The organism is Catellatospora sp. IY07-71, assembly GCF_018326265.1.
GTDB lineage: Bacteria > Actinomycetota > Actinomycetes > Mycobacteriales > Micromonosporaceae > Catellatospora.
The window spans coordinates 3,505,953-3,529,127 of the sequence record NZ_AP023360.1; the positions used below are offsets into that span (position 1 = coordinate 3,505,953).

The following is a 23,175-nucleotide window of genomic DNA, read 5'->3' on the forward strand; positions in this document are numbered from 1 at the left end:
CCGACAGTGCCGGCACGGCGCGCCGAAGATCCGCGCATCCGTTGGGTTGTCCGCGCACGCGCCGTCGGCTGTGCTGAGTCGGCAGTGATCCATGCGAATCTAAGGAGGTTAGATGGTTTATCCGATCGAAGGCCGTGCACGTATTGTCTCCCGCCGCACTCTGCTCGCCGGGGCATGCGCGGCGGTGCCGGGGCTCATCCTCGCCACCGGCACCAGCGCGCAGGCCGGCGAGTCCGCGGCCGGCCGGGCCGTGGGCGGCAGGTTCCTTTCCGGGCACTACCGGTGGCCCATCGCCGCACCGGACGCCCCGGCCGGGGCGGGCGTGTCCGGTGTGCTGTTCCTGCTGACCGAGGGCGGGCAGCCGCTGGCCGGACGGCGTGTGCGCTTCAGCATCAGCGCGTTCCACACCGTCGACCGCAGCGTGTGGTTCGCCGCCGGGGCGCAGCGCAAGGCGGTCAGCCGCCTCGGCTACCTCGACCTGGACACCGACGGCTCGGGCATCGTGGCGCTGGATCCGTGGCTGCGCCGGGGCGCGGTGCCGACCGCGGCTACCGGGGCCCAGCCGGTCCTGCGGGCGCAGCTGGTCGGCGCCGAGACGATCCTCGCCTCGGCGCGCGTCAGCGTGATCAGAGGGGAGGCCCGATGACCAGGACCGTCGCCGGTGCCGAGCAGTGGGCCCGGCAGAACGTCACCACCGCCGGGGGCGGCGGCTTCTACAACGGCTACAACTGGAACGGCATGTGCCAGGCGCTGATGTTCCGCGCCTGCGCCCTGAGCAGCTCGGCCAGCACCGCCTACCAGGCGTATCTGGCCTCCGGCGCCGACCACCCGGACTGGTCGGCGGCACCGCGCGGCGCGTTCCACTGGTGGGCGAACTACGGCGCGCCCGACCCCGGCCACGTCGCCCTCGACCTCGACGGCGGCGGCACCCGCTGCCTGATGGCGTCGTCGAAGCTGTCCGGCGGCGAGGACTTCGCCCCCGGCGGCTACTGCATCGGCACCCAGTCGGTGCCCAGGTACACCTCCCTGTCCGGGCTGCGCTACCTCGGCTGGACGCTGGACAACGTCGGCTCCCGCATGGCCGACGTGGGCACTCCCGGGCCGGGCAACAACCCGTCCCCGTCGGACTACGTGCTCACCGCCGACGACCAGCGCGTGCTGCAGACCCTCGCCCAGCGCGGCGGCTACACCGGGCCCGTCGACGGCGTCATGGGCGTCAACAGCTGGAAGGGAGTGCAGACCGCGGTCCGCGGCTACGGCTACACCGGACCGATCGACGGCATCCCCGGCACCAACACCTATAAGGCGATCCAGTCGCTGGCCCAGGACGGCGGCTACACCGGCCCCGTCGACGGGATCCTCGGCCCCAACACCATCCGCGGCGTGGCCGCCTGGCTCCAGTCGCACCCGCCGACCACCACACCGGCACCCGGCCCCGCGCCGGCCCCGCCCGCCGGAAGCTATATCTACGGCATCGACGTCGGCACCAGCCAGGCCAACCTCGACTTCCTCGCCGCCCGCAGCGCCGGATTCCGGTTCTGCGTCGTCAAGTCCGGCGGCTCCAACGACGGCACCCACCTGCCCTACACGTCGCCCTACTACACCCGCCAGGTCGACGCCGCCCGCGCCGCCGGCTTCCTGGTCGGGCACTACTGGATGACCGGCTGGGGCACCGCCTCCGGCGACGCGGCCTACTTCCTGTCCCACCTGCACGACTACCGGCCCGGCGACCCGCTGATGATCGACGTCGAGGGCGTCGACGGCAGTCCCGTCTGGACCGACGCACAGACCGCCGCGTTCATCAACGCCGTCAAGTCCGGCCTCGGCGCCACCCCGTTCCTGTACACCTACTCCGCGCTGCTCACCTCACGCACCTGGACGCAGACCCAGGCCACCGGCGCCAAACTGTGGATCGCCGACTACGGCATGCCCGCCGGCAGCCCCCGGATCGGCAGCGCCTACCCCACCTGGGCCATCCACCAGTTCAGCAGCACCGGGTCCGTCAAGGGCATCGCCGTCGACATGAACGTCGCCAAGCCCGACGCCTTCGGCAGCGCCACCCTGCCGCCCGCCGGGCCCAACCCGGTGCCCGACCCGACACCCGACATCCCGCTCACCGACGGCGTCACCCTGCAGCGCGTCGCCCAGCTCGGCGGGTACGTCGGCCCCCTGGACGGGGTGCTCGGCCCCAACAGCTGGCGCGGCATCCAGACCTACCTCACCCAGCTGTCCCTCTACACCGGCCCCATCGACGGCGTGCCCGGCCTCAACACCTACAAGGGCCTGCAACTGCTCGCCCAGCGTGGCGGCTACACCGGCCCTGTCGACGGCGTGCTCGGCCCCAACTCCTACACCGGGCTGCGCAACTACCTCGCCCAGGTCGGCGGCGCGGTCACCATCTCCACCACCGATGCCAAGACGCTGCAGCAGCTGGCCCAGCGCGGCGGCTACACCGGCCCCGTCGACGGGATCCTCGGCACCGCCAGCTGGCGCGGCGTCCAGACCGTGCTGTCGCAGGGCTACTACAACGGCCCAATCGACGGCGTGCCCGGACCGAACACCTACAGCGGCCTGCAGCGGCTGGCCGCCGACTACGGCTACACCGGGCCGATCGACGGCGTACCCGGGCCGAACACCTTCGCCGGCGTCCGCACCTACCTCAGCGTCACCGCGGGCGGCCCCGGGCCCATCTCGACCGCCGACGGCATCGTGCTGCAGAGGATCGGCAAGGCCGGCGGCTACACCGGCGCCCTCGACGGCGTGCCCGGCGTCAACACGTGGAAGGGCGTGCAGACGGTCCTGCGCGGCTACGGCTACACCGGCCCCCTGGACGGCGCACCGGCAGCCAACACCTACAAAGCCCTGCAGACGCTGGCCGCCGCTGGCGGCTACACCGGCCCCATCGACGGCGTGATGGGCGTCAACAGCTGGAAGGGCGTGCAGACCGTGATGCGCCGCTTCGACTACACCGGACCCATCGACGGCATCCCCGGCACCGCCACCTATGCCGCCATGCAGCGCATGGCCAAGCTCGGCGGCTACACCGGGCCCGCCGACGGGGTCCTCGGCCCCTACAGCTGGCGAGGCCTGCAGGCGTGCCTGCGCGGCTCAGGCTACGCCGGCCTCATCGACGGCGCACCCGGCGCCGGGACCTATACCGCCCTGCAGCGGCTCGCCCAGATCGGCGGGTACACCGGGCCGATCGACGGCATCCCCGGCCCGAACACCTACCGGGCCCTGGCCAACCTCGTCTGACCCCTGAGGAGCACGCATGAGCAACGACGTACCCCAGCCCTGCTGCGGCGACGGCTTCGACGACGGCAGCGCCCACGCGGCCGAGCTGAGCCGCCGCGACCTGCTGTGGCGCGGCGCCGCGGTGGGCGGGGGAGTGCTGGCCGGCGGCCTGCTGCTGCCCGCCGCCGCGCACGCCGCCCCGTCCATCTACAACCCGTTCAGCGCCTACCCGATCACCGGCACCTGGCAGGACCACCTCAACCGCGGCTCGCTCGGCGGCATCGATTTCGGCATGGCCGTCGGCACCGCGCTGCCCGCCTGCGGCGCGGGGACCATCCAGAACATCCCCTACAACGGCACCGGCGGGCACACCGTCACGATCTACCACGCCGAGGGATACCGCAGCCAGTACATGCACCTGTCGCAGTTCCGGCTCGCCAACGGCACGGCCGTCGGCTCCGGCACCATCGTCGGCTGGTCCGGCGGCGCCGCCGGCGCCGACGGCTCGGGCAGCTCCACCGGCCCGCACCTGCACTGGCACATGATCGACCCCAACGGGGTGCGCATCAACCCGCTCACCTACGCGCCCGGCCCCAGCACGTCGTCGGAGGGGCGCATCCTGCAGGAGATCGGCCAGGCGGGCGGCTACTTCGGCCCGGTCGACGGGGTGCCCGGCGTCAACACCTGGAAGGGCGTGCAGACCGTGATGCGCGGCTACGGCTACACCGGCCCTGTCGACGGCCTGCCCGGCACCAACACCTACGCGGCCCTGCAGCGGCTGGCGCAGAAGGGCGGCTACACCGGCCCGATCGACGGCGCCCTCGGCCCGAACTCGTGGAAGGGCATCCAGACCGTGCTGCGCGGGTTCGGCTACACCGGCCCGATCGACGGCGTGCCCGGCACCAACACCTACGCCGCCATGCAGCGCATGGCCAAGCTCGGCGGCTACACCGGCCCCGCCGACGGTGCGCTCGGCGTCAACTCGTGGAAGGGACTGCAGCGGCTGCTGACCGGTTTCGGCTACACCGGCCCGGTCGACGGCGTCGCGGGCGTCAACACGTACGCCGCCCTGCAGCGGATGGCCCGGCTGGGCGGCTACACCGGCCCGATCGACGGGATCCCCGGCCCTAACACCTGGACGGCGCTGAGCCGCCTCATCTGAGCGAGCGCCCCGGTCTCCGGACGCGGCCACCACACCGCTGCGGGGACCGGGGCGACATCCGGCGCGAGGGCGCTGCCCGTATATCGGCCGCCACGGTGCCGGAGCACCCGTGACCGCCGTGCCTTTGACACGATCGGCTGCGATGAACAGTTTCCGCCGTCACCGGATCACCGCCCGGCCCCGCCTGCGGATCGTGTGCTTCCCGCACGTGGGCGGGGCGGCGAGCTTCTTCCGCACATGGCCGGCCGGGCTGCCCGGTGACGTCGTCGCCCGGTGGTCTGTCACTACCCGCGCCAGGCACGCCGGGAACGGACACTCGGGCTGGCCCGCCGCTACCGGATCCACGCCCGCACCCGCGAACACGATCAGGTGCGCCTGGTCGAACGGGCGCAGCTGGCCCGGGACCTGCACGACACCGTCGCCCACCACGTGTCCGCGATCGCCATCCGCGCCCAGGCGGGCCTGGCCGCCGCACCGGCCAGACCCGAGGCCGCCACCGACGCGCTGCGGCTGATCGAGGCCGAGGCCTCGCGCGTGCTGGCCGAGATGCGCGCCATGGTCCGCGTGCTGCGGGAGGAACCCGCCGCCTACGACTCCACCAGCCCGCCGGCCCCCAGCACCGGGCTGCGCACGCCGCTGGCCGTGATGATGATCGACAGGGTGTACGCGGGCTGGTAGGCCATCCAGGTGCCGAGGAGCACCTCCGGCGCCAGCACCAGCGGCGCCAGGATCAGCAGCAGCCCGGCCAGGGCAAGGTCCGCCACCGACGCCGCCGAACTCAGCGGGCGGCGGCGCACCAGCGCGACGACGCTGCCGGCCACCGAGGCGCCGGCCGCCGCGAGTCAGCACTCCAGATACGCCGTCGGCCGCGCGAGGTCTGCACGTCGATGCCGGCCGCAGGCGCCATCTGGGCCAGCGTTCCCAGCCGCACACCGGCCACGAAGTAGGAGAACGCCCGCTCCAGCCCGGCCTGGGTCGTGGGCAGCTCGGCCGGCCAGCGTCTGCGACGGCTGCTCGTCGGTCCTCCCGGCGGGATCGAGGAACCATGGCGTGACATCGCTCCCGGCGGGCACCGGTCCGGCGATCGTGCCGATCAATGGATGGCAGTGGGCGAGCAGGCCGACAGTGCCGACGGCGCGCCGCAGAAGTTCCGCGCATCCGTTGGGTTGTCCGCCGAAAGGCCATCGGCTGTGCTGAGCTGGCAGTCCTGCGCATCTCAGGAGGGCAGATCGCCTACCCGGCACCGGCGCCGACCGCCTGGGCGGCCCGTGCGCCGGCAGTGGGCACATCGGACCGACTGGCGCAACCGACCCGGGCGATGGCCGACCTCGTGTGAGACCTGAGGAGCAACCTTGACCAAGGACGAACTGCACGCCTGCTGCCGTGCCGACGGCTTCGACTGCGGCAGCGCCTATCCGGCCGAGCTGAGCCGCCGCGACCTGCTGTGACGCGGCGCCGCAGTGGGCGGGGCTGAGGCCCGAGCGCGAGTTCGCCACAGGTCTCGGCCTCATGTCGCGCGGCACCGTGTCGCACCTGCGCGAGCCCGCCTAACCGGCGAGGCGGTCCAGCCGCTGCCGGGCCCGGTCGGCCGCGCTGTCGCCGAGAGCGTCGTAGATCTGCGCCGCGCGCCGCCAGGCCTCGGCGGCGGCGGCGTGCTCACCCAGCGCGGCGCGCACGTCGCCGAGCCGGGTCAGCGTCTCCGCCTCGTGGTAGCGGTCGGCGGACTCCCGGAACAGCCGGATGGACTGCTCGTAGAGGCCCGCGGCCCGGCCGTGGTCGCCCAGCCCCGCATGGGCCAGGCCCAGGCTGTCCAGGGTGGCCGCCATGCCGTTGCGGTCGTCGATCTCCTGCTGGATGGCCAGGGCCTCGTGGCAGATCTCGATGGCGCGGCGGTGCTCGCCGAGGGTGGCGTGGATGTAGCCGATCGCGTTCAAGGTCCGGCCCTCACCGGCGGGCGTGCCCGCCCGCCGGTGCAGCCGCAGCGCCCGCTCCCCGTAGGCGAGCGCCTCCTGCGGGCGGCCCCGCTCGTAGGCCAGCTCGGTGCGGCTGTGCAGCGTCTGGGCCTGGCCGGTGAGGTCGCCGAGCTGCTCGTACAGCCGCAGCGCGGCGGCGAGCCGGTCCATGGCGTCGTCGTGCCCGCCGAGCCGGATCTCGGCGCGGGCCAGCATCCGGTTGGCCATGGCCTGGCCGCTGAGGTCACCGGCCCGCTCCGCGGCGGCCACCGCGATCCGCTGGGCGGCCGCCTGGTCCTGCCACAGCCCGCGGGGCGCCAGGAACGCCGTCACCGCCCAGGCGATCTGCCAGGCGTACCGCTCGAAGCCGGTGTCGGCCGCCTGGCGGACGACGCGGATCAGCACCTCACGCTCGGCGGTGTACCAGTCCAGCGCCTCGTCATGATCGGCCACCGGTGCGGCGAAGCTGACCGGCAGCGGCGGCACCGGCTCGACCGGCGCCCACTGCGGCTGCAGCAGCCGCGCCGCCGGGAAAGCGGTGTGCAGGTAGTGGTCGTACAGGCGATGCAGGGCCTCCCGCCGCACGTCCGCGGGCTCGGCGGAGCCGACCAGCTCCCGGGCGTAGGTCCGGAGCAGGTCGTGCTGCGTGTACCGCCCCGGCCGGTGCTCGGTCACCAGGTGCCGCCGGGTCAGCTCGTACAGCGCCGATCTGGTCGCGGACTGGTCCCAGCCGGTCAGCGCGGCGGCGACCGCGGCGGTGACGTCAGGCCCCGGATGCAGGCCGAGCAGGCGGAACAGGCACGCCGCCGGCTCGCTCAGGTCGTGGTAGGACCACGAGAACACCCGCCGCACGTCGCCGTCGGCGAGCGCGTCCAGCCGCGCCTCGCCCGCGGCCAGCTCCGCGGCGAACACGGCGAGCGGGAACGTGGGCTTGGCCGCGATGCGGGCAGCGACGATGGACAGGGCGAGCGGCAGGTGCCCGGCCGCCTCGACGACGGCCGCGACCGCCGCCGGCTCCCGCTCGATCCGCTCGGCGCCCAGCCAGGCGCCGAGCATGCGCCGCGACTCCTCGCCGGTCAGCACGTTCAGCGTGAGCGGCCGGGCCTGCTCGGCCGCGATCAGGCCGTGGAGCTGGTCCCGGCTGGTGATCACCACCAGGCAGTGCCCCGTGCCGGGCAGCAGCGGGCGCACCTGCTGGGCGTCGCGGGCGTTGTCCAGCACGATCACCATCCGCCGGGTCGCCAGCATGCTGCGGTAGAGCCCGGTGCGGGCGTCGGCGGTGGCCGGGATGCGCCCGGCCGGCACGCCGAGCGCCTCCAGGAGGCTGTGCAGGGCCTCGGCCGGATCCACGGCCTCGGCGTCGTCGTAGCCGCGCAGGTTCAGGTAGAGCTGGCCGTCCGGGAAACGATCGGCCACCCGGTGCGCCCACCGCAGCGCCAGCGCCGTCTTGCCGATGCCCGCCATGCCGCTGATCGTCGATATCGTCACCGCGCCCGGCCCGCCCGCACCGGCGGCCAGGGCAGCGTCGAGCTGAGCCAGCTCGCTCTCGCGCCCGACGAAGCCGGGCACGGCGCGCGGCAGCTGCGTGGGACGGCGCCCGAGCGGCCGCTCACCGTCGGCGCCGGCACGGTGGTGCAGGATGTCGTCGTGCAGCCGGAGCAGCTCGGGCCCCGGATCCAGCCCCGTGTGCTCGGCCAGCGCCCGCCGGACTTGCTGGAAGGCGTCCAGCGCGCCGGACACGTCGCCGATGCGATACAGCGCGGTCATCAGCTGGGCCCACGCCCGCTGCCGCAGCGGATGCTGGTCGACGACGGCACGCAGCCGCTCGATCACGTCGGCGGCGGTCGTCCCCGCCGCCAGCCGCGCCGCGGCATGGTCCTCCTCGGCGAGCAGCCGCCGCTCCTCCAGCGCCCGGACGCGGCTCTCCAGCGGCGAGTTCAGCGGCAGGTCGGACAGCGGCGCACCACGCCACATGCCGACCGCGACGGCCAGCTCCGCCGCGGCCTGCTGCGGCTGCCCGGCGGAAAGGGCCGTCCGGCCCCGCGCCACCACCGCCTCGAACCGGTCCAGGTCCCGCTCGCCCGGCTCGACCCGCAGCAGGTAGCCGCCGGACGCGGCGGTCAGCCGGTCCCGGCCGCGCGCCGTCGGCTGCAGCGCCTGACGCAGCCCGCTCACGTACGTGCGCAGGTTCACCGCCGCGGAGGCGGGCGGCCGGTCCGGCCACAGGACGGTCAGCAGCTCGCCGGCGCCCACCGCCTCGTTCGGCCGCAGCAGCAGGCTGGCCAGCAACAACCGGTGCTTGACGGACGGCAGCGGGATCTCGGCGCCGAGCTGCGACACCCGCAGCGGGCCGAGCAGCTGGAACTCGATGTCCACTGAGGATTCTTCTACTGCGGGCGGCACTCGCGACAGCTTACCGATGCGCCGCACGGGCCGGATCCGAAGCTCCGTCGCGATAGGGCGGTCCGCGGCGTGCCGAGTGCCACAGTGCCGGTGCGCCCGCAACCGCCTCGCCTTTGACACAATGACGGGGATGCTTACCACCACCGATGCGCCCGCCGCCGCGCGCGTCAACACCCGTCGATGGGGTGGTGCCGCACTGGTCGCCGTCGCGGCGTTGCTGGTCGGCCTGCCCGTCTCCCGCGATGCGCCGCTGCTGTGGGCGGCCCTGGCCGGCGTGCTCGCGCTCATCAGCGCCGCCGCGCTCGCCCTGCGCGATCCGGCCGTGCTGCGCGCCGTCCTGCTCGTCGACCTCGTCGTGGCGTGCGCCGCCGCCGGCACCTGGCTGCTGCCCGCCGGCCTGCTCACCTGGCCGACGACCGTGCTGGTCGCGATGGCCGCGGGCGTCGGCATCGCCCGGCTGCGCCCTGAGCTGCGGCCGGTGGCCCCGTGGCTGCGCCGCGGCCGATGGACCCCGGAACTGCCCTGGCTCGTGCTGGCGGTCGTGGTCCTCAGCGCCGCGGCCCTGACCGCCTGGGCGTGGCTGGCCGATCCGCCCGTGCCGCCGTTCGTGGCCAACCTGGGCGACCGGCCGGTCGCCGTCATCGCCGCGGGCGTCATCGGCTTCTCCGTCGTCAACGCCGTCGCCGAGGAGTTCCTCTACCGCGGCGTGCTGCAGACCGAGCTGACCACGCTCGCCGGGGCCGCCACGGCGATCATCGTGCAGGCGGTGGCGTTCGGCGTCGCGCACTGGGGCGGCTTCCCGTCCGGCTGGATGGGCGTGGGCATGTCCGCGGCCTACGGGCTGCTGCTCGGCGTCATCCGGCACCGCACCGGCGGCATCCTCGCCGTCTTCGCCGTCCACATCCTCGCCGACACGACGATCGGCCTGCTCGGAATGTATCTGCTGCGATGAACAGTCTCCGCCGTCACCGGACCACCGCCCGGCCCCGCCTGCGGATCGTGTGCTTCCCGCACGTGGGCGGCGCGGCGAGCTTCTTCCGTACGTGGCCGGCCGGACTGCCCGGCGACGTCGACGTGCTGGCCGCGCAGTATCCGGGGCACGAGGATCGCATCGCCGAGCCGTTCGCCGACGACCTGAGCGGGCTCGCCGCCGAGCTGGCCGATGCCCTCATCCCGCTGCTGGACGTGCCGACGCTGCTGTTCGGGCACAGCATGGGCGCGACCGTGGCCTACGAGGCCGCCCGGCGCATCGAGGCACTCGTGCCCCGCGCCCGGATCGCGCTGGCCGTGTCCGCGTCGGCCGCCCCGGACGCGCCCCGGCAGGGCCCGGCCGACGACGGCGACGACGCGCTGGTGGCGCACCTGCGCGAGCTGGGCGGCGTGCCTCCCGAGGTGCTGGCCGACCCCGAGCTGCGGGAGCTGGTGCTGCCCGTGGTCCGCCACGACTACGCGATGCTGCACCGCCACCGCGACGACCCGCAGCCCCGGCTGCGCAGCCCGATCATGGCGTTCTGCGGGCAGGACGATGCGCTGGCCGGGCCGTCGCAGATGCGGCGCTGGGACACGCGGACGGCCGGGCGGTTCACCCTCAAGATCTTCACCGGTGGGCACTTCTACCTCGTGCCTCACCAGAACGAGCTGCTCAAGGAGCTCACCGCCTGGCCACCGGCCGCGGCATAGCGGCTCTGCACCGTCGAGGGCGCGGTCGCGCTCCCGCCGGGGTCGGCCGGCTCGGTCAACGGCGCACGCGACAGCGCAGGTGGAGCACCCGGTTTCCCTGGATCACCACGTCGGGATCCTCCAGCAGGTGCTGCGCGTGGACCGACCCGAAGTAGCGCTTGCCGGAACCGAACACGACGGGTACGACGTCCATGCGCACCTCGTCGATCAGGCCCGCGGCCAGCGCCTGGCCACCGACGTCACCGGCGGCGACCTCGACCAGGCGGTCGCCCGCCAGCTCCTGCGCCTTGGCCACGGCTGCCTTGACGCCGTCGACGAAGTGGAACGGCGCCTGCGGGTCCCAGTCCTCGGGCGCCGGCCGGTGCGTCACGACGACCACGTGGTCGACCCCGCCCGGAGGCTTCCCGTCCCAGCCGTCCGTCATGTCGAAGACGTGGCGGCCGGCGACCGTCGCCCCGATCTGGTCCCAGTACGGCCGGGTGTAGTCGAAGGACGTCTGCGACACCTTCAGCACGCCGCTGTCGTCCAACGGGACGTCGCCGCTGGTCAGCCAGTCGAACAGCGGTCCGGGCCGGTCGTTGTCGTCCGCGATGAAGCCGTCGACCGACACCGAGCCGTACATGACCACCTTGCCCACGGCGTTCTCCTCTGCTTCCGGGTTTCCCCAAGTTAGCGTGCCGTGAGCTGCCGTTCTTGTAAGAAATCAATCGGCCGGCAGCGGCCAGCCGTCCAGCACGCTGCCGGGATGTTCGCGCAGGAACCGCCGCCGGACTTCGGCGTACCGGGTCGGCGTGAACCCGGTGAACGCCCGCAACTCGTGGCCGAAGTGGGCCTGGTCGAAGTAGCCCGCGCCACCGGCGACGCCACCCCAGTCGATCGGTTCGGCGAAGTCGATCGCGAGCAAGGTCGCGGCGAAGCGGTAGGTACGGGCCAGCCGCTTCGGCGTGACGCCGATGAGCTGCTTGAACCGCTGCGCCAGATGAGTGCTGCTGACACCGGCTGCCACGGTCAGGTCGCCGATCGCCACCGCCCCGCCGGCCGCCGCGATGGCGCTGCTCGTGTGGCGGACCAGCCCCAGGCCGGCCGTCTCGCACAGCCGCCGCATCAGCTCCTCCTCGAACAGCGTCAGCATCTGCCGCGGTCCGTCCGCCGTGGCCAGCCGGTCCCGCAGCTCGGCAACGGCGGGCCGGCCCCAGACCTGCTCCAGCGTCACCGGCCGGTCACACAGCTCGACCGCGGGCATCGGCAGGAACGGCGCCAGCCCCCACGGCTTGACGTGTACGCCGACGGACCGGGTGGGGAGTGGGTAGCCGAACTCGAAGGCGCGGGTGGGCGTGGTGATCACGCAGCCGTCGGCGTACTCGGCCGTCTCGACGTCGGTGCCCGCGCGGATGCGGAACGGTGCCCCGAGGTTGACGATGAGCAACGCCCCCGGCATCGGCGGCAGCGTCAGCCGGGCGTACGGCGGCGCACCGTCCAGGTAGTAGAGGTCGTCGATCAGCCCGTCCAGCGGCGGTCGCGGCACTCTGGACACGTACTCCACACCCACAGCATCCCCGACGCCGGCCGGCACCGCGCGCCGGGACGGTCCGGCCGCGCCGCCGCCGGCATCGAGCCGGGTGGTTCAGGCGCCGCCGGCCAGGACCACGGGCAGGCGGCTGTAGCCGGCCAGCACGTTGGAGTACAGCCGCTGCGGTTCGCCGTCCGGCCCGATCCCGCCGACGTGCCGGCGCAGCGCGTCGAGCAGCGCCGCGATCTCGACCCGGCCGAGGTGCGCGCCCAGGCAGAAGTGCGGCCCGAATCCGAAGGTCAGGTGCCGGTTCGGCGTACGCCCCAGATCGAAGACGTCCGGGTCGTCGAACTGGCGCTCGTCGCGGTTGGCCGACGAGATCCAGACCGTCACGATGTCCCCGGCCCGGAAACGGTGCCCGGCCCAGTCCAGCTCGGTCAGCACGGTCCGGCCGAAGTGCATGGCGGGGCTCGTCCAGCGCAGCACCTCCTCGGCCGCGGCCGCCACGGTGACCTCCCCGTCCTTGAGCCGCCGCCACTGCCCCGGATGCTCGATGAACGCCGCCAGCGCGCCGATCATCGACAGGCGGCTGGTCTCGTCGCCGCCGATGATGAGGCTGTAGCAGTTCAGCACGATGTCGTCCTCGTCCAGCAGCCGGCCGTCGATGCGGCTCTGGGCGAGCGCGGTGATCACGTCGTCCTGCGGCCGTGCCCGCCGCTCGTCGACGAGGTCGGCGAAGTAGAGCAGGATCTCGTTGCGGGCGGCCACCTCGTCCAGCGCCTGCGCGTCGGGCCTTTCCGAGCTCAGCGCCGACTTGGTCAGCCGCAGCAGCGTCTCGTGGTCGGCGGCGGGCACGCCCAGCAGGTCGCAGATGGTCGTGATCGGGATGCGCTCGGCCACGTCGGCGGCGAAGTCGCAGCGGCCGCGCTCGGCCGCGGCGGCGACCAGCCGGTCGGTGTTGGCCCGGACCTTGTCGCCCACCTGGTCCAGCGCCCGCGGCGACAGCGCCTTGAGCATCACGTAGCGCAGGTCGCGGTGCCGGGCGCCGTCGGTGACCGCCAGCATCCGGCCCGCCGCCGAGTCGCCGCCCGCGAGCAGGGTGGCCAGCACGTTGCCGCGCTCGGAGGTGAAGGCGCGGTTGTCCTTGAACACCGCCTGCACGTCGGCGTAGCGGGTCAGCACCCAGAAACCGGGCCGGTCGCCCTCGGCGGGCTGCCAGTGCACCGGGTCGTCGGCCCGCAGCCTGCGCCAGATGGCGTGCGGGTCGTGTCGGCTGTAGGTGTGCGGATCGGCCAGGTCGACCGCGCCGACCGTCATCGCGCCGGATGGAAGTCGGGGAACGACTGACCGGCACCGGCCGCGATCGCGCGGTCGTAGACCCACCTGCCCACGGCGAGGTCCAGGATGCCCAGCCCGAACGGCGAGAAGACCGCGGCACGCCCGGGGTCCCGCCGCACCCGGCCGGTGAGCAGGTCGCCCAGCGTCCCGGTGAGGAAGTCCCGGTGGCCCTCCTGCTGCTCGGTCAGGTGCAGCGAGGTCCGCTCCCGCACGGCGTGCTCGACGTCGTCGGTGAAGTTGTCGGCGGCGAGCACCACCTGCGGCGCGAGGTCGCGCAGGGACAGGTGCAGCACGACCGGGTGGTGGGCGAGCAGCGCCGGGTCGTGCAGGTGCGGCACGCCGGCGACGGTGGCCAGGACGATCAGGTCGCAGTCGGCGAACAGCTTCTCCGCGGAGTCCGACACCGCGACGTCGCCGGCGCCGCGCGCGGCCAGCTGCCCGGCGAACCGCTCGGCGCTGTCGGGGACCAGGTCGAACACCCGGTAGCCGCCGACCGACCAGTGCAGCTCGTGGAAGAACGCGCGCACGTGGGAGGCGATCAGCCCGGCGCCGACGAAGCCGATGCGGCGGGCCGTGCGCGAGCCGACCAGCTCCTGCGCGGCCAGCACCGCCGAGGCGGCCGTGCGGGCCGCGGAGATCAGCGAGGATTCCAGGCAGGCGAAGGCGTAGCCGTTCGTCGCGTCGTTGAGCAGCAGCACGGCCGACGCCCGGTTCAGCCCGTGGCCCGTGTTCGCCGGGAAGCTGGAGATCCATTTGAGGCCGGCCAGGTCGGCATCCGCGCCGAGGTAGGCGGGCAGCGCGATGACCCGGTCGGCGGGACGGTGCGGGAAGCGCAGGAACGCGCTGTGCGGCAGCGAGTCCTGACCCGCGTCGTGGATCAGGTACGCGGCCCGGACCGCCTCCATGCAGTCCGGCCGCGCGCCGTCGATCTGCCGGGCCACCTCCGGACCGGTCAGGACGGTGAACGGGGGTGCGGTCGGCGACATGCGTACTCCTTCGTCAGGCGGATGCCAGCTGGGCGACACCGGCGGGCTCGGCGTCGCCGCCGAGGAACCGCCGCACCCAGTCGGGGTTGTAGACCGTGTCGGCGTAGCCGGTGCCCCGGTCGACGGCCAGGAACGCGACCGTCGGCCGGTGCGGGTGCGGATGGTCGCGGAAGTAGCTGCGGATCGCGGCGTAGACGCTGCCGGTGGATCCGCCCGCGAAGACCCCGTAGCGGCGCAGCAGCTCCTGGCAGCCGCGTGCCGCGTCCAGCTCGGGAACGATGACGACGTCGTCGATGAGCGCGTGGCGCAGCAGCGGTGCGCCGATGGCCGAACCGATGCCCGGGATCCGGCGCCGCGCGGCGGGCCCGCCGAAGGTCACCGAGCCCTCCGCGTCGACGGCCACGACCCGGGTCCGCGGCGAGCGCTCCTTGACCCGCAGGGACAGCCCGGCGATGGTGGCGGCGGTGCCCACCCCGACGAACAGGTAGTCGATCCGGTGCAGCGCCTGCCGCAGCTCGCCGCCGGTGAGCCGGTAGTGGCCCTCGACCGCGTCGACGTTGCCGTACTGGTTGGTCCAGTAGACGTCCGGCAGCTCGGCGCGCAGCCTGCGGACCCGGGCCAGCCTGGCCTCCAGGTAGCCCCCGGCGCCGTCGGGCGCGTCCACCTTCTCCACCCGGTCGCACAGCGTGCGCAGCAGCGTCTCGGTCGACGCGTTCACGTTCGGGTCGAGCACCGGGATGAACGTGACCCCCAGCGACCGGCAGATGGACGCGAGCGCGACCGCGAAGTTCCCCGAGGACGACTCGACGACCGTGGTCCCCGCGTCGATCTCGCCGCGCTCAAGCGCCTGCCGGAGGATCCACAGCGCGGCCCGGTCCTTGGCGCTGCCGTGCGAGTTCGTGTACTCGAGCTTGAGGTGCAGATCGAGGTCGTCGTCCGGCAGCGGCACGGTCGGCGTCGGCTGGTAGGACCGGCGGATCAGGTCGAAGCGCCGTGCCAGTGTGCGGTTCACCAGAGCTCGCCCGGCCGCGGGGTGACCAGGGAGCGCTGCGGCACGGGGAACTCCGAGGCCAGCCTGCGGACCGCGGCGCGGGCGGACTGGCGGTGGAAGCCGGTCGGCCGCGCGTCGTCGATCGTGCGCCGGATCTCGGTGAGCAGGGCCGCGAGCTGCCGCATCTCCCCGCCGCGGCATCCGCGCAGGGTGACCGCCTGCGTGCCGAGCAGCAGCGCCGTGTCGTACGCGTCGACGAGCAGCCCGACCGAGGCGAGCGCCTGCCGGAGCGCGGCGGCCCGGGGCGCGTCGCCGTCGAGGCACAGCTCCACCACGGTGGTGTCGGTGCCGCCGGTGGCGACGGTCCAGCCCAGCATCTGCAGCTCCGCGGCCAGCTCCCTGGCGTTGGCGACCGCCTCGGCGGTGGCGCTGCGGTAGTCGTCGCGGGCGGCCAGATCGAGCAGCCGGGCCGCGGCCGCCGCGGCGGGCTGCTCGGCGGGCAGGTCGACGACGTCCGCGGCCAGCACGAGGGTGGCCCCGCCCAGCCCGGTGACCCATACCTCGGCGTGCGGCAGCGGGCTGGGGTGCAGGCCCGCGGCCACCAGCCGGGTCACCGCCGTGGTGTCGACGATCAGCCGTGCTCCCAGCTCGTCGGCGTGCCGGCGCAGCCGGGTGAAGTCGGCCGCGCGCGGGGCAGGTCGCAGCGTCGCCACGAGTGTCCGCGGCCCGCCTTCGGCCGTTGCCGTCACCTCGTGCGGGGGCGCCGGGTCGGTGAGCGGCGTCAGCGGCGCGCCGCCGGCCAGCTCCGCGACGGCGGCGGCGGGCGTGCACGACAGCAGGCGCGCGTGCGGAGCGCCGAACAGCGTCCGGGCCCGCTCCAGCGCCAGCTGCTCCATCCGGTCGCCCGCGGCGCCGCCGGCCGACAGGGCGAGGGCGAACGCGGCCGGGACAGTCGGATCGGTGAGCGTCGCCGTGGCCGTCAGGTGCAGTCGCGCCTCCTGCTGCGCGTGCGCCTCGTGCAGCACGGCCGCCAGTGCCGGATCCTCCTCGGCCAGGACGTCCACGGCGTCGGCCAGATACCGGCTGAGCGGCGAGCGCGGGCCGGGCTGCGCGGCGGCCACCGGGCCGTGAGCGGCCCGTGGCGGGCTCAGAACCTCCATGTATCCCCCCAGCAGTCGACCTCCCTCGAGACGGTAGACAGCGGTCGTGGAGTCATCGTGGAATCGCCGGGGCCGGGCATGGAATTCCGATGGTCCGGCCCGGCGACGCCGCGCGCCCTCCCGCGACGGGGAGGGCGCGCGGCCGGTCACCTGACCCGGCTGCGGGCCTCGACCGGCAGCGACCGGTGCGAGGCGTTCAGCGGTGAGGCGCGCACGTTCAGGTGCTCGCGGCCGAAGCCGGTGGCCAGCGTCCTGGCGTAGCCGCGCAGCAGCGGCGGCATGTGGAACATGTCGGCCCGCTGCTGCACCAGCAGGTTCGCGTCCAGCAGGTACTCCAGCGACTGCTCGGCCTCGGCGGCGGTGACGTGCCCGGCACGTGCCGCGGCCACGGTGTCGAACTCGCTCGACAGCACCGCCAGCCGGACGAACATGCGCTGCTCGGGGGCGGGCAGCCGGTCGAAGGACGCGGCGAACGCGGTGGTCAGCCGCTGGTCGTGGGTGGACAGCTCGGCCAGCCGCCGGTCCTCGAACTGCATGCGGTTGACCACCCGGCTGATCGGCCAGTGCGGCCGTTTGCGCAGGCGCACCGCGCAGATCCGGATGGCCAGCGGCAGCCCGTCGCACAGTTCCACCAGCCGCCGGGCGGCGTCCGGCTCGGCGGCGACCCGGTCGGCGCCGAGCACCCGTTCCAGCAGCGCGAGGCCCTCGCCGACGTCGAACCCCGACAGCCACACCCGCAGCGAGCTGTCCAGACCCGTCAGGTCGTGGCGGCTGGTCATCAGCACCCGGCACATCGGGCTGCCGGGCAGGATGGGGCGGACCTGCGGTGCGGACAGCACGTTGTCCAGCACCAGCAGCAGCCGGCGGCCGGCCACGTGGGAACGCCACAGGGCGGCCCGGTCCTCCAGGCCGGGCGGGATCTGCTCGACGCCGACGCCGACGGCGCCGAGCAGGTTCTCCAGTGCCTCGGCAGGGGTCTTGGGCTCCCGTCCGGTGGTGTGCCCGCGCAGATCCAGGTAGATCTGCCCGTCGCTGTAGCAGCCGGCGACCAGGTGCGCGGCGTGCAGCGCCAGGCTGGTCTTGCCGACGCCGGCCATGCCGCTGACGACGGCGATCGGCCGCGCCGACCCGGAGGCGCCCGGGTCGAAGGCCTCGCCGGCCAGCGTCATGATCTCGCGGTGGCGCCCCACGAAGTCGACCAGGTCGCGGGGTAGATCGCGGCGCGGGCGGGGGAACAGTGGTGGCGCCGTGCGCGCCGGTGCGGTGACGGGCGCGACGTGGGTGGCGAGCACCGGCGGCTCGGCGGCGGGCGGGGCGGCCCGGGCCCGCGCGGGTTCGGCGATCTCCACCGACGGCGGCGGGCTGGGCGCGTCCAGCCCGGGGTCCGCGCGCAGCACGTCGGTGTGCAGGGCGCGCAGCTCCGGGCCGGGATCGACGCCGAGCTCGTCGCGCAGCGCCTCCTGGGTGGCGTGGAACAGTTTCAGCGCCTCGGCCTGGCGCCCGCTGCGGTACAGCGCGAGCATGAGCAGGCCGACCAGGCTCTCCCGCAGCGGGTTGTCCACGACGAGGCCGGACAGCTCCGCGGTGGCCTCCAGGTGCCGCCCGAGGGCGAGGTCGACGCCGATCCGCTCCTCCAGCACCCCGAGCCTGGTCTCCAGCAGCCGGGTGCGGTAGGCGGCGAGGTAGGGACCGGGCAGCGCGCTGAGCGGCTCGCCGTGCCAGCGCGACAGCGCGGTGGCGAACAGGTCGCGGGCGCGCGCCGGGTCGTCGGCCTGGCGTGCCTCGCGGGCCCGGTCGACCAGCGCCGTCATCTCGGTGAGATCGATCGCGTCGGGATCCACCCGCAGCTGGTAGCCGTCGCGCAGCCGCAGGATGCGGGTGCCCGCCGCCGGGTCCTCGGGGTTGATGGGGCCGGCGTTGAGCGCTCGCCGCAGCCGGTAGATGTACGGTGGAATGATCTTGGCGCCGCTGGGCGGGGCGTCCTCGCCCCATGCCGCGCGCAGCAGCTCGTCGGCGGTGAGCCGGCGGTTCTCGGCCAGCACGAGGATCGCCAGTATCGCCTGCTGCCGGATGTGGCCGATGTCGACTTCGTGCCCGTTGCGCCGGACCTGGAATGGGCCGAGGACGGCGTAGGTGATCGCCCCGTGCATGGCTAGAACAGACCTCCGCGATGTGGACCGGACCTGCGTCCGTCGTGGTGTTCGTCCTGGCGGCGCGTCATCGCCGGTCCGCGTCTCGGCAGGGCCCGGCCCGGCGCGGGGCGGATCCCGCGGAGGCGTCGCGGCCGAGCGGGCGGCGTGCCCGTGCCGGGAGACCGGGGCCGCGGGCGGCCGAGGGATTCACGTGGCATTCCATGGTGCCTCACTCTCGGGTAATGGCGCTCCAGCGCGGAACAGTATGCCAAGCCGCAAAACAACGGCACGTCGGTTCTGTACTGGCCGTGTACAAAATCTGTACATCCGATTCCCGCCCGGCGGAATGCTAGCGGATCACGCCGGTTCCGTGGGGGCACATTAATTCATAGATGTCGATCGAGCCATGAATTTCAATGACGATTGGACGGCGCGCCGTCGTGGGCCGGTCGCCACGGCTCCGCCGCCGCCACCGCCGTTCCATGTCGATGCCACGGTGATTCCAGGCCGGTTGGCTAGCGTCGCTTCCGGTGCCGGGCCGCTACGACCCGGCGTGCGCCCGACGCTCGGGCAGGCATGCACGACCAGGCATGTGACGGCTCACATGAGTCCAATGTGCACACACCGCGCGAGCGGAAGTCGTTTGTTCGGACCGGGGAGATCGCGACCATCGGTCGACCCGCACAGCAGGAATGGGGGTCTGTCGTGACGGAGACCATGAATGCGCCGGCGACGGCGTCCGCCGCACCGGCGGGCAGCGGGACGCTCGGCGAATCGCCGATCGCGATCGTCGGCATGGGCGCACTGTTCCCCAAGGCGGGGGACGTGCGGGAGTACTGGGGCAATATCGTCGACGGCGTCGACTGCATCACCGACGTGCCCGCGACGCACTGGCGCCTCGACGACTATTACGACCCCGATCCGACGGTGCCGGACAAGACCTATTCGCGGCGCGGCGGATTCATTCCGGCCACCGCATTCCACCCCCTCGAATACGGCATTCCGCCGGCCACTCTCGAAGTGACCGGCGTGCTGCAGCTGCTCAGCCTCGTGGTGGCCGAGCAGACCCTGCGCGACGCGAACTGCTTCGACGGCGGGTGGTACCGCCCGGACCGCACCGGCGTGGTGCTCGGGGTCACCGGTCCCACCTCCATCGTGCAGCCGCTGGTCAGCCGCCTGCAGACGCCCGTGCTCAAAGAGGTCGTGCGCAGCTGCGGCCTCACCGACCGCGACGCCGACGAGATCGCCGCCAAGTTCACCAAGGCGTTCGCGCCCTGGCAGGAGAACTCGTTCCCCGGCATGCTCGGCAACGTCGTCGCCGGCCGCGTGGCCAACCGCTTCGACCTCGGCGGGATCAACTGCACCGTGGACGCCGCCTGCGCCAGCTCGCTGGCCGCACTGCGGATGGCCGTCGACGAGCTGGTCAGCGGCCGCGCCGACCTCATGCTCACCGGCGGCGTCGACGCCGAGAACACCATCCTGATGTACCTGTGCTTCAGCAAGACGCCCGCGTTCAGCCGCACCGACCGGATCCGGCCGTTCGACGAGGACAGCGATGGCACCATGATCGGCGAAGGCCTCGGCATGCTGGCGCTCAAGCGCCTCGCCGACGCCGAACGCGACGGCGACCGGATCTACGCTGTGATCCGCGGCCTCGGCTCCTCCAGCGACGGACGGTTCAAGAGCATCTACGCGCCCCGGCGGGAAGGCCAGGTCACCGCGCTGCGCCGGGCCTACGCCGACGCCGGTCTCACCCCGGCCGACATCGGGCTCATCGAGTGCCACGGCACCGGCACGCCCGTCGGCGACCTCACCGAGCTGTCCGCGCTGCGCGACGTCTACACCGAGGCCGGCGCCGCCGCCGGCACCGTCGCGGTGGGCAGCGTCAAATCGCAGATCGGGCACACCAAGGGCGCCGCAGGCGTGGCGGGCGTCATCAAGTCCGCCCTGGCCCTGCACCAGAAGGTGCTGCCGCCGACCATCAACGTCACCCGGCCCCGCGCCGCGGCCGGCTTCGACGACTCGCCGTTCTACGTCAACAGCCGGACCCGGCCCTGGATCACCCAGCCCGGCGTCGACCGGCGCCGTGCCGCGGTGTCCTCGTTCGGGTTCGGCGGCACCAACTTCCACTGCGTCCTCGAGGAGCACCCGGCAGCCGACGCCGCGGCCCTGCACCGCACCGCGCAGGTGCGGCTCTGGCACGCACCCACCGTCCCGCAGCTGCTCGACGCGCTGCGCGACGACCCGTACGGCACCGACCCGCAGGACGCCGTGCCCGCCGCGCACGCCCGCATCGCCCTGGTCAGCCGTGACGACGCCGAACGCGCCGCGCTGCGCGAGACCGCCCGGCAACGGCTCGCCGCCGAGCCCGACCTCGACCGGCTCGATCTGAACAGCGGAATCCACTTCCGCCGCGAGGGCGGCGTCCCCGGCCGCGTCGCGGCGCTGTTCGCCGGGCAGGGCAGCCAGTACGTGGGCATGGGCGCCACCGCCGCGCTCGCGCTGCCGCCCGTCCGCGCGGCGTACGACGCCGCCGCGGCCGCCTCCGACGACGGCGCCCTCGGCCGCGTGGTGTTCCCGCCGCCGGCGTTCGACCCGCAGGTCTCGCAGGAGCAGGAGGCCGCGCTGCGCGCCACCGACCGCGCCCAGCCCGCCATCGGCGCGCTGTCCGCCGGGCAGTACCGCTACCTGCACGAGCTGGGCTTCCGCCCCGACGGGGCGCTCGGCCACAGCTTCGGCGAGCTCACCGCGCTGTGGGCGGCCGGCAGCGTCACCGACGCCGACTTCCACCGGCTGGCCCAGGCCCGCGGCCGCGCCATGGCGCAGCGGCCCGCCGAGCTGACCGACCCGGGCGCGATGGCGGCGCTGGCCACCGACCGCGAACGCGTCGAGAAGCTGCTCGTCGAACACCCCGACGTGCTGATCTGCAACCTCAACGCGCCCGACCAGACGGTGGTCGGCGGCGGCACGGCCGCCGTCGACGAGGTGCTGGCCGCCTGCGCCGAGCAGGGCATCACCGCCCGCAAGGTGCCCGTCGCCGCGGCGTTCCACACGCCGTACGTGGCCCACGCGGCCGAGCACTGGGCGCAGGCGCTCGCCCAGACCGAGCCCGGCGAGCCCGCGTTCCCGGTGTACGCCGACACCGAGGGCGCGGTGTACGGCGCCGACCCGCAGGCCAACCGCGACGTGCTGGTCGGGCAGCTGACCTCCCGCGTGGCCTTCGAGCCCCGCCTGCGCCAGATGTACGACGAAGGCTTCCGGGTCTTCGTCGAGTTCGGACCGCGCTCGGTGCTGTCCGGCCTGGTCCGGGCCACCCTCGGCGACCACCCCGACGTGGTCGTCCTCAACGCCGACAACGGGCCGCGCGGCGACGCCGACCGGGCCGTGAAGCAGCTCGCGGCGCAGCTGGCCGTGCTGGGCATGCCGCTGACCGGCATCAACCGGTACACCGCGCCCGAGATCCACCAACCCACCCGGAAGGGGCTGAGCGTCGAGTTGGACGGCATGAACCACATCCCGCAGCAGCGTCGCGACGAGTACCAGGACGCGCTGGACAACGGATACCGCGTCCCCGCACCGCAGGCGGCCGCGACGGACGGAGCCGCGCCGGTCGCGGCAGCGGTCACCGCCGTGCTCGCCCCGGTCGCGCCCGCCGCCTCGCCCGCCCACCTGGCGACGCTGGCCGGCGAGCACCTGACCATGCACGGCCACTTCCTGGCCACCCAGCTGCAGGTCGCCGAGCGGATCGCCGCGCTGCTGCAGCACGAGGTCGCCAACGGGCCGCGCGAGTCGGTGATGGCCGGCATCGCCGCGCTCACCGAGCACGGCATCGCGATCAGCCAGAGCCACGGGCAGGCCAGCGACGTGCTGCGGGCACTGGCCGGCGCGGGCGACACCCTCGCCGTGGGCCAGTCGGCGTACGTGGAGACGGACTGGCCCGGCGCGCAGCCGCCCACGGCGGCGGCCGCCTACGTGCCGCCCGCGCCGCGGTTGGCCGACCGCACGGCGGCAGCCTTCGCCGTACCGGCCCCGATCCACGCCGCCGCACCGGCCGCCACGGCTCCGCTCAACACCACGGCTCCGCTCAACGCTACGGCTCCGGCCCAGGCGACGGCTCCGATCGACGCGACGGCTCCCGCCCACCTCACGGGTCCGGGCCACCCGGTGGCCCCGGCCACCGCGACGGCGGCAGCGGCGGCCACCGCGTCGGCAGACGTCGCGAACGGCGCGGCACCGGTCCAGCCCGCGGCCGAGACCGGCGGCGACGTGCGCGGCGTCCTGCTCGAGATCGTCGCCGACAAGACCGGATACCCCGCCGACATGCTCGACGCCACCATGGACATCGAGGCGGACCTCGGCATCGACTCCATCAAGCGGGTCGAGATCATGTCCACGCTGGCCAACCGCTTCCCGGACGCCCGGACCATCACCCCGGAGAGCCTGGCCGCCACGCGTACGCTCGACGACATCATCGCGGTGGTCACCGCCGCCCAGGGCGGCGCACCGGGGGAGGCGGGCACCTCCCCAAAAGCCCTCGCGGCCCTGTCGTCGAGCAGCGGGCCGGCCGCCTGATCGACCTCCCGCCGCCGGACCGGCTCGCCGCCGCCTACGGCACCGACCCGCAGGC

Annotated in this window: 16 protein-coding genes; 7 read left to right on the top strand and 9 right to left on the bottom strand. The window is 74.0% G+C overall.

The genetic code is table 11. The features are described from left to right. The first annotated feature begins 112 nt into the window (after window positions 1–112). From CS0771_RS16040 to CS0771_RS16055, 4 genes are all read left to right on the top strand, one after another. Window positions 113–646, top strand: coding sequence for a hypothetical protein (locus tag CS0771_RS16040; protein WP_212841732.1), 534 nt, complete (start codon window positions 113–115; stop codon window positions 644–646). Next, window positions 643–3,255 carry a GH25 family lysozyme gene (locus CS0771_RS16045; protein ID WP_212841733.1) on the top strand — a complete coding sequence of 871 codons (2,613 nt, stop codon included), beginning with the start codon at window positions 643–645 and terminating at the stop codon, window positions 3,253–3,255. The genes CS0771_RS16040 and CS0771_RS16045 overlap by 4 nt, the downstream gene beginning before the upstream one ends. Before the next feature lie 16 nt (window positions 3,256–3,271). Continuing rightward, entirely contained in the window at window positions 3,272–4,396 is a 1,125-nt protein-coding gene (locus CS0771_RS16050) for a peptidoglycan DD-metalloendopeptidase family protein (protein ID WP_212841734.1), read from the top strand. 273 nt (window positions 4,397–4,669) lie between these two features. Beyond that, entirely contained in the window at window positions 4,670–5,074 is a 405-nt protein-coding gene (locus CS0771_RS16055) for a histidine kinase (protein WP_212841735.1), read from the top strand. On the opposite strand, the gene CS0771_RS16060 is transcribed toward CS0771_RS16055, so the two are convergent. Continuing rightward, entirely contained in the window at window positions 4,984–5,217 is a 234-nt protein-coding gene (locus CS0771_RS16060) for a hypothetical protein (protein WP_212841736.1), read from the bottom strand. The two genes, CS0771_RS16055 and CS0771_RS16060, sit on opposite strands and share 91 nt — an antisense overlap. A 726-nt stretch (window positions 5,218–5,943) precedes the next feature. Then, window positions 5,944–8,724, bottom strand: coding sequence for a BTAD domain-containing putative transcriptional regulator (locus CS0771_RS16065; RefSeq protein ID WP_212841737.1), 2,781 nt, complete (start codon window positions 8,722–8,724; stop codon window positions 5,944–5,946). 157 nt (window positions 8,725–8,881) lie between these two features. Here CS0771_RS16065 and CS0771_RS38760 point away from each other — a divergent pair, with 157 nt between their 5' ends. Continuing rightward, window positions 8,882–9,703, top strand: a complete 822-nt coding sequence (locus CS0771_RS38760; RefSeq protein WP_244870822.1) for a CPBP family intramembrane glutamic endopeptidase — start codon at window positions 8,882–8,884, stop codon at window positions 9,701–9,703. After that, the gene (locus CS0771_RS16075) at window positions 9,700–10,431 is read left to right on the top strand and encodes a thioesterase II family protein (protein WP_212841738.1); all 732 of its coding nucleotides are present in this window, start codon (window positions 9,700–9,702) and stop codon (window positions 10,429–10,431) included. Before CS0771_RS38760 ends, CS0771_RS16075 begins: the two co-directional genes overlap by 4 nt. A gap of 55 nt (window positions 10,432–10,486) precedes the next feature. Here the strand turns inward: CS0771_RS16075 and CS0771_RS16080 are convergent, their stop codons facing one another. The 7 genes from CS0771_RS16080 to CS0771_RS16105 form a co-directional block, all read right to left on the bottom strand. Then, complete coding sequence (locus tag CS0771_RS16080; RefSeq protein WP_212841739.1) at window positions 10,487–11,068, bottom strand: dihydrofolate reductase family protein; 582 nt, start codon at window positions 11,066–11,068, stop codon at window positions 10,487–10,489. Window positions 11,069–11,134: 66 nt separating this feature from the next. Further along, window positions 11,135–11,965, bottom strand: coding sequence for a helix-turn-helix domain-containing protein (locus CS0771_RS16085; protein ID WP_244870823.1), 831 nt, complete (start codon window positions 11,963–11,965; stop codon window positions 11,135–11,137). A 90-nt stretch (window positions 11,966–12,055) separates the two neighbouring features. Beyond that, window positions 12,056–13,258, bottom strand: coding sequence for a cytochrome P450 (locus CS0771_RS16090; protein ID WP_212841740.1), 1,203 nt, complete (start codon window positions 13,256–13,258; stop codon window positions 12,056–12,058). After that, a complete protein-coding gene (sbnB, locus tag CS0771_RS16095) occupies window positions 13,255–14,265 on the bottom strand; it encodes a 2,3-diaminopropionate biosynthesis protein SbnB (protein WP_212841741.1) in 1,011 nt (336 codons plus the stop codon). The genes CS0771_RS16090 and sbnB overlap by 4 nt, the downstream gene beginning before the upstream one ends. A gap of 13 nt (window positions 14,266–14,278) precedes the next feature. Next, window positions 14,279–15,277: a 2,3-diaminopropionate biosynthesis protein SbnA gene (gene sbnA, locus CS0771_RS16100; protein ID WP_244870824.1), complete on the bottom strand. Its 999-nt coding sequence runs from the start codon at window positions 15,275–15,277 to the stop codon at window positions 14,279–14,281. Further along, complete coding sequence (locus CS0771_RS38765; RefSeq protein WP_244870825.1) at window positions 15,274–16,416, bottom strand: hypothetical protein; 1,143 nt, start codon at window positions 16,414–16,416, stop codon at window positions 15,274–15,276. Before CS0771_RS38765 ends, sbnA begins: the two co-directional genes overlap by 4 nt. A 146-nt stretch (window positions 16,417–16,562) precedes the next feature. Beyond that, window positions 16,563–18,566, bottom strand: a complete 2,004-nt coding sequence (locus CS0771_RS16105; protein ID WP_212841743.1) for a BTAD domain-containing putative transcriptional regulator — start codon at window positions 18,564–18,566, stop codon at window positions 16,563–16,565. A gap of 687 nt (window positions 18,567–19,253) precedes the next feature. Between CS0771_RS16105 and CS0771_RS16110 the strand changes: the two genes are divergently transcribed. Next, window positions 19,254–23,120 (top strand): type I polyketide synthase, encoded by a 3,867-nt coding sequence (locus tag CS0771_RS16110; protein WP_212841744.1) that lies wholly within the window; start codon window positions 19,254–19,256, stop codon window positions 23,118–23,120. Window positions 23,121–23,175: the final 55 nt, after the last annotated feature.